The 255-nt window shown below is 56.1% G+C and carries 1 protein-coding gene; it reads left to right on the top strand.

Annotated elements, in window-relative coordinates; genetic code table 11:
- Positions 1-255 (top strand): hypothetical protein (locus tag FNJ47_RS50770; protein ID WP_206685426.1); only part of this gene is annotated, 255 nt, incomplete at both ends.

Raw genomic sequence — 255 nt, 5'->3', positions numbered from 1 at the left:
CGGTTTCTCTGGCTGCCTGTTGCACCCTTTGCACCAGCGCATTTGCCTGTCTGGGGCCAAGCTTCGAACGCGGGATCGTATTCGAGCACGTCCCGACCGACATCGACGCACCGGTCGTCATAGAAGCGACGATCTATGACGAGACGCAAGTAGGCGACGCGCGTGGCAACCAGACGATCGTAATGAACGCGCGAGTTGATCGAGTGATTAGGGGATCGATCGATGCCAAGTACTTGAGGATATTTGTCTACATCG

The sequence above is a fragment of the Bradyrhizobium uaiense genome (assembly GCF_010811875.1).
Classification (GTDB): Bacteria; Pseudomonadota; Alphaproteobacteria; order Rhizobiales; family Xanthobacteraceae; genus Bradyrhizobium; species Bradyrhizobium uaiense.
The sequence above is the reverse complement of the archived record's forward strand: the minus strand, read 5'-3'. Positions and strand labels throughout refer to the sequence as shown.